Origin of the sequence: Neobacillus muris (assembly GCF_943193175.1) — a bacterium.
GTDB classification, from domain to species: domain Bacteria; phylum Bacillota; class Bacilli; order Bacillales; family Cytobacillaceae; genus Neobacillus; species Neobacillus muris.
In genome coordinates this window covers 1-6,585 of record NZ_CALPDF010000077.1, presented here as the reverse complement: position 1 = coordinate 6,585, position 6,585 = coordinate 1, and the positions used below count along the sequence as shown (strand labels likewise).

The window sequence follows — 6,585 nt, the reverse complement described above, 5'->3', positions numbered from 1 at the left end:
CTTTAAATACATGTCTATAATGAAAGAACACACTTAAATTCTAACTTTTTTATAAAAAGGTATTGATAACCAGCCGTATCAGTATAATGCTCCTCAATATTTAATTCTGTTTCATGATGAAGCAATCCATCGATGACATGGACTGCATCTCTTGCATTGGTATTAATGACTTTCGTATAAAAGGATGAAAATTGATCACTAGTAAACCGATAAATGGTTGCTCCTTTACCCGTGCCATAATGGGGATTTGCTTCAGCATGCAACGATGATACACCCACTTGTACGCGCATTCCGTCAGATGAAGATGTGCTACCATCTCCCCAATAAGAGGCTAGAGTAAGCTTTTGTTGAAAGTTTACCAATATGGCTTGTGCTCGATTAATAGCATCATCATACAATCGCCATTGTGCGGCATTTGCCATTTGGTGATAGGTAACTCCAGGCGTAGCATCTGCCATTTTAGTCAATCCTATGTTAGTTCCCATAGCCATGAGCGCAGCCATAAGAATGACCTTTTCTTCTCCCTTTGGAGGTCGATTGGTGGAAGCATGTATTAACATCTCGTCAAATCCTGTCCAATGTGCTACTTCCATTAAAAGATCAGTGAGCTTAATTCTTGGCAACATATTATATAAGGATAAACTGAAGGCGCGTGCTTCTTCTGGTGTATCCTTCTCCAAACGATCCACTCTGAGTTTTGCGTTCTCGATATTTACTCCTTCAAGACTATCAAGATTATTTGAAACCCATGTAAGACGGTGAGCTAGAGCTTCCCTTCTCTCTTCAAGGTATTCCTCTGCTGACGAACGGACAGCCAGTCTTGATTCTTTAAGATGGGTTGTTGTCCATTCATGTTGAGGAACGAGATATTCCTCAAAGTCTTTATGGAGTCTACTACCAACTACAGAAACGTCTCCTGAACGAATATGATTTCTTAATTCCGTTAGGGCTGCCATCTCATAATAATGTCGATTAATTGTTCCTTCTTTATCATATACATGCTTTTGCCATCGTTTTGGAATAAAATCTAATGGAGATCCTTCCGGAACTTGTCTTTTTCCAGACTTATTCATCTCGTCCAAAGTTTTTAATGCACGTAATAATGGTTCAGTAGCTTTTGTGGAACGAAATTCTAATGATTTAAGAAGGGTAGGAGTATACTTTCTCAGATATGTAAATCTATTCCCTAGTAAGTCAAGGTAATCATAATCCATCGGTCGTGCTAGTTTTTTTGCTTCTTCAACAGAAGTAACGATTTTATCCCATGCCATTACCTTTTCGATAGTGCTAAATGGATCAAGACCTTCAACTCGTGCTTGAATAAGTGCGGCCCCAATATCTGCAAAATGAACGACTTTTTCATTAACTGCTTTCCCGTTTTGTTTTTGCATTTCTTCTTGTGTTTTCCGACCTTTCGACTGTAAAATCATCATTTGTCGATCATGAATCTCAATCGCATAATCAATTAAATCCTGACCAAGGGTCACAATGTATGTTACAAGAATCGCATATTTCTTATTTTCTTTAAATCTGCGAAATGAATGAGGTTCATAGCGTGCTCCAATACGGGATAATTGAAGTAACCGATTAGGATGAACTTCAATCTTATTTAATGAGAGCTTCAACTCTCGAATATATTCTAAACGCTTGATTACTTTTAGAAAGGCTTCAGGTGAAGATTGACCCGGAAGTTCTCTCAGCCATGCTAATGGAGTTTTTCTACTTTCTACAAAGGGATCGATAAGGTTGTCCAACTTTTTCTTTTGCCAATCTGAAAGAGAACAGGTTAATGATTTAAAAATTCTTTCTTCTGCTCGATGCCGGGTTTCCCACACAAGTCGCTCTAATGTAGTCATGCTAGGAAGTATAATTTTTCGATTCCGTAGTTCTTCTTGAATAATATGAAGTAGGTACATAGAATTCCCGTTTTGTAGGGCATGTTGCAATAAAAACTGTGCTGTCTCGCGATATTTACTTGCAGAGAAATTCTGATATCCATAAACTTGTCGGATTTCTTCCAGATGTTCATGTTTAGTTGGGTCACGTTGGGCATATAAAGAAAAAGAATTGGGATCTGCATTTATCTGTCTTGCGATGTATTGAATTACATAATCGGGAATGGGTTCAACATCTGAAAGGGACCACCCAGGATAGCGCAAAGCACATAATTGGACAGCAAAGCCTAAGCGATTATGATCTCTTCTATGCCGTTTAATAATTTCAAGGTCATATTGTGAAAAAGTATAATAGGTTTCCAGTTCACGCTCGTTCATATCAGCTGGTATCCGTACAAAGTCTGCTCTTTGATCTGCTGTAAGTAATTCTTTTCCTCTTGATGCCATAATTTCCCCATCCTTTCGTAAGCACATTTAAATTTACTTTTCTAAATATCGATAAACAGTTGTTCGGGAAACTCCCCACATTTGAGCAATATCCGTAATAGGCGTTCCATTTGCTACTAACGTTTTTAGCATTTCTAATTCCTTTTTATCTAACTTCTCTGGCCTTCCACCTAATCGTCCTCTTGCTCTTGCAGCAGCCCGGCCAGCTGCTGAACGTTCCTGAATAAGATTACGTTCAAATTCGGCAAAAGCAGCAAAAAGATGAAACATAAGTTGGCCCGTTGCACTGGCTTTGTCCATCGTGATGTTTTCCTGTAGGCTATGAAAACTAACTCCTCGATCATTAAGGTCATTTACAATTTTGATTAGATGCTGCATATTTCTTCCTAATCGATCTAAACGCCAGACTACTATCGTATCGCCAGATCGCACAAAACGAAGAGCATCCTCTAATCCTTGCCGTTTATCTTTAGCTCCACTAATCTTGTCTGTAAATATTTCCTCGCAACCATGTTCCTTCAGAGCATCTAGTTGTAAATCAAGATTTTGAACGCCTGTTGAAACACGTGCATAACCTACCTTCATTAATTCCACCCTTTGATTTTAGATTTCTCTGTTTTATCGTAACATAACTTAATGTTGGGGATAATATCTGAACATAGATTTCTTTATAGAGTTTATGAACACATATAGTAGATAGAAAGCTAGAAAACTACTTAAATTTTTCAATGTACAGAAATTGATGACTTACTGAACATAGTTTCTATTAATCTCCTATAATTCTTCATAAAACACTTTTATTAGATAAGGCTTTTATAAAATTCCCTAGTTTCTTTATTTATTGGAGTTGTGAACTGATTGATTATTTATTAACCTATAATTTTATTTTTGTTAAAAAAGCTTAATGATAGGTAAATTTTACTGTTTTTTCTAATTAATTTCCAGAATGGGATGATTTACCCAAGTTTTATTGAATTATTATATTATTAAAGAAGGGAGTGTTAGATGTGAAAAAAAAGATTTTATCAGGGATTTTAGGTTTTGGAATTCTATGTTCAGGATTATTAATTAATTTAGGAATTCCTACTCCTGCTTCAGCTACTGTAAGTCTTCCTCAATGTTTAACTGATCAAACAGGATTATCAGAATTTAATGCAGTAACTAATAATGTTGAATTAGTTGCTAGATTAATATATTCAGAGGCAGCAGCAGAATCAATGGATGGAAAGAAAGGAGTCGCTCAAGTAGTAATAAATAGACAACTTAAGAATCTTTCGGAATTCGGAGGTACTAATGTCCGTAATGTTGTATTAAAAACACCTGGGGGTTTTGATGGAATGACAAAATCAGGTGCAAGATGTCCTTCAGATGTTTTAGCATGGAATAATAGCTGGCTTGCTGCTAATGATCCGGGGTCAGCTACTAAAAGAGTAGGTAGTACCTTGTGGTTTAATACACCTACTGTATTTGCTCAACGAGATGGCTATGATGGCGCTGGCTATTTAACATATACTTTCCCTGGCCAACCTGCCAAGCGAGTGATGGAAAGAGTAGATATTGGAAATCACATATTTTTTCGAGTATATGGTTATTAATCATTTATGAAGAATCTTACCTAAAGTTAAGATTTCAGATTGTAGACAAAAGGCAACCGAATGATTCATTCGGTTGCCTTTTTTAAGAACTAGAAGAGGCGATTTAATCTAATTCCCATCTAGGGATAAAACTAATCTGTTCAGCTTGATACATATTATCTTTAAAAGTATAGGTAATATGTATTTCACCTAAAAATCCCCCTGAAGGTGCTATTGTCGCTCCAACTATAGCCATTAATTTATTATTAATAACTTTAAACTCTAAAGTCCTTCCTATAGATACATTTTCAAATATGTGTGATGGAACAATACCTAACTCCTTAACATTTATTTTAGTTGTATTTTTACCAATAGTAATGATAGCTTCTGTTTTGCTTGCTTCAGTTTTTACATTCTTGTTAATAATCGCCATTGGATTATCGACAAGTATTTCTAATAATCCTCCATCATCTCTTATATGTAACACATGAACTTCTTGTATTACGTCTTCACTTCCATAGCCTATTGTTAAAACAATAATTATTTCTTTCTTACCATCATTATTAATATCACTGTAATATAATTCTGGGTGATATGATGGGTTAATTACATTCGTCCATTTTGGAAAAATTTTAGGATGTCCCATCCATTGGAGTTTAAAATTTGTTAAAACCCTTTCTAAAACCCCTTCTTTTTCAGTGGCGTATAATGTAGCATTTGCTTCTGGAATCCTTCCTACAATCTTTTCTCCTGTATTTGCCTTGGTCTCCATTGGGACTAAGATAATTAATAATATAAATAATAAAGCCAATTTTTTAAAAAACCTAATCATAATATTCACTCCATTTTTTTGATTAGTATGTTTAAAGCATCTTATTATTATTCATGGATATTCTTTCTGTTCTCCACTGGGATGAGAACACCTAAAGTTTCTTGGAGAATACACCTTTGATATGAAAAAAGTAACATGTTTAGGTACACTCCGTCCCCTTATCCAATAAAATAAAGCCGATGATTCCTTAGCGTAGGAAAAATCGGCTTTATTCATGTCGAAATTTGCTTAGCGTATGTTTTCCGCGTTTTGTTGGTGGGACCCCTAACTTCGTACTAGCTTCACTTCCAGTGGTTGCTACCGTGGCCCCCATTAATTTGGCCAGCTGAATTGCGAAGGTACCGACACCGCCAGCCCCGGCATGAATCAAAATCTTTTGTCCTTTTTGCAGCTGCAGAATGTCGTGTAAGGCCTGATAGGAGGTTAACCCCACCAGCGGGATCGATGCGGCTTCTTCAAAGCTCAAATTTTTAGGCTTTAAGGCGATGTCATCTTCATGAATCGCGATATATTCAGCAAACGTACCGATTTTGCTCTTGCGTGGACGTCCATAGATTTCATCGCCCGCTTTAAAACGAGTCACTTTGGCGCCAACCTTTGTCACGACACCAGAAAAGTCATTCCCTAGGATAAGGGGCATTTTATAGCTCACTAACAATTTCACTTTCCCGTCACGTATTTTAAAATCAACAGGGTTAATGCTTGCTGCATGAATTTCTGCAAGTACCTCATTTTCACCAATTTCAGGTGTGGGCATTTCTGCCAAACGCATGGGCACTTTCCCATACCGGTCAATTACCATGGCCTTCATCGTCTTTACCTCCCATTTCTATATTTCAATAAAAGTTCTGCATGAACTGATCAATATCTGACACAAGTGTTCTTAATAAACCTAGTTCTGAACGAACATTAATATAATAAAAGTTTTTGGTTCCTTCTTTTCGCATTAAGATGACACCGGCATCTCGTAAAACCTTCAGATGATGGGACACAGCGGGTCGAGAAAGGTGGGTTTGTTCTGTGATTTCACCGACTCGTAATCCTGTTTGGCAATCTGTCCCCATTAGGACTAACAGGATCGCTTGACGTGTTTCGTCGCCGATGGCCAATAGGACTTTTTGACAATGGATAAAATCCTCTTTGAGTCTATTTAGTTGGTCCTGTTTATTCATTCGGTAGAATACCTCCAGTAATCGGTTTAATGGTTTAAGTTGATGAACCGTATGACCGAATACAACGATATCCTATTGTGAGGTTGGGTGCAATATTGAGAAAGAAAATCGAGACGGATGGGGGGAGTGCGTGTGCATTCGGCGGTGCCTGTCACCGCTCGAAATTTGTCGAAGAATAGCACCATGAACTTTTAATGATTAGCAGCTTAAAATAGGGGACTAGATGGCTGTAAATCAAAAAGCGGCGCAAAGGGGTGCTTTGCGCCGCTTCATAAAGCAATGGGAATGAATTGGTTTTGTGGTTGTTTTAATGAAAGCTTGGTGTACCCGTTTATCCATTTCTTCTCGTTAGGGATGCTTCAAATGAAAGCTTCACCTATTCAACGATTACAATATTTCGATATATCCTTCTGTTCCATTGACAAGAATTCGCTGTCCATCTTTGATCAGCTTGGTGGCATTTTCTACTCCGACAACGGCTGGCAATCCGTATTCACGCGCGATCACGGCTCCATGTGTCATCAGGCCGCCAACCTCCGTGACTAAGCCTTTTATGGATACGAACAGTGGCGTCCAGCTAGGGTCAGTAAAGGAGCATTCCTGTTAGAAGGATTTTCGGGGACTTGAACAAAAAAGAGCCCTCTTGGTATGATACGGGGTGTCAA

General features: G+C 37.7%; 4 protein-coding genes and 3 pseudogenes. 1 reads left to right on the top strand and 6 read right to left on the bottom strand.

Translation table 11 applies throughout. The features are described from left to right. Nucleotides 1-65: 65 nt before the first annotated feature. Nucleotides 66-2,342: pseudogene (locus NFS43_RS24180) on the bottom strand (Tn3 family transposase); the annotation flags it as partial. Between the two features lie 33 nt (nucleotides 2,343-2,375). Further along, nucleotides 2,376-2,927 (bottom strand): recombinase family protein, encoded by a 552-nt coding sequence (locus NFS43_RS24175; protein WP_251555538.1) that lies wholly within the window; start codon nucleotides 2,925-2,927, stop codon nucleotides 2,376-2,378. Between the two features lie 422 nt (nucleotides 2,928-3,349). On the opposite strand from NFS43_RS24175, the gene NFS43_RS24170 reads away from it, so the two are divergent. Continuing rightward, a complete protein-coding gene (locus NFS43_RS24170) occupies nucleotides 3,350-3,937 on the top strand; it encodes a cell wall hydrolase (protein WP_251555537.1) in 588 nt (195 codons plus the stop codon). 103 nt (nucleotides 3,938-4,040) lie between these two features. Here the strand turns inward: NFS43_RS24170 and NFS43_RS24165 are convergent, their stop codons facing one another. The 4 genes and pseudogenes from NFS43_RS24165 to NFS43_RS24150 all read right to left on the bottom strand — a co-directional run. Then, nucleotides 4,041-4,748 (bottom strand): hypothetical protein, encoded by a 708-nt coding sequence (locus NFS43_RS24165; protein ID WP_251555536.1) that lies wholly within the window; start codon nucleotides 4,746-4,748, stop codon nucleotides 4,041-4,043. A gap of 265 nt (nucleotides 4,749-5,013) precedes the next feature. Next, nucleotides 5,014-5,559 (bottom strand): annotated as a pseudogene (locus NFS43_RS24160) (NADP-dependent oxidoreductase); the annotation flags it as partial. A gap of 25 nt (nucleotides 5,560-5,584) precedes the next feature. Then, the gene (locus NFS43_RS24155) at nucleotides 5,585-5,920 is read right to left on the bottom strand and encodes an ArsR/SmtB family transcription factor (RefSeq protein ID WP_251555535.1); all 336 of its coding nucleotides are present in this window, start codon (nucleotides 5,918-5,920) and stop codon (nucleotides 5,585-5,587) included. Between the two features lie 387 nt (nucleotides 5,921-6,307). Then, a pseudogene (locus tag NFS43_RS24150) lies at nucleotides 6,308-6,514 on the bottom strand (PEP-utilizing enzyme); the annotation flags it as partial. Between the last annotated feature and the right edge of the window lie 71 nt (nucleotides 6,515-6,585).

Bases quoted from the DNA above. Each gene is read 5' to 3' on its own strand.
- NFS43_RS24155 (WP_251555535.1), bottom strand. From the start codon at position 5,920: ATGAATAAACAGGACCAACTAAATAGACTCAAAGAGGATTTTATCCAT.
- NFS43_RS24165 (WP_251555536.1), bottom strand. From the start codon at position 4,748: ATGATTAGGTTTTTTAAAAAATTGGCTTTATTATTTATATTATTAATT.
- NFS43_RS24175 (WP_251555538.1), bottom strand. From the start codon at position 2,927: ATGAAGGTAGGTTATGCACGTGTTTCAACAGGCGTTCAAAATCTTGAT.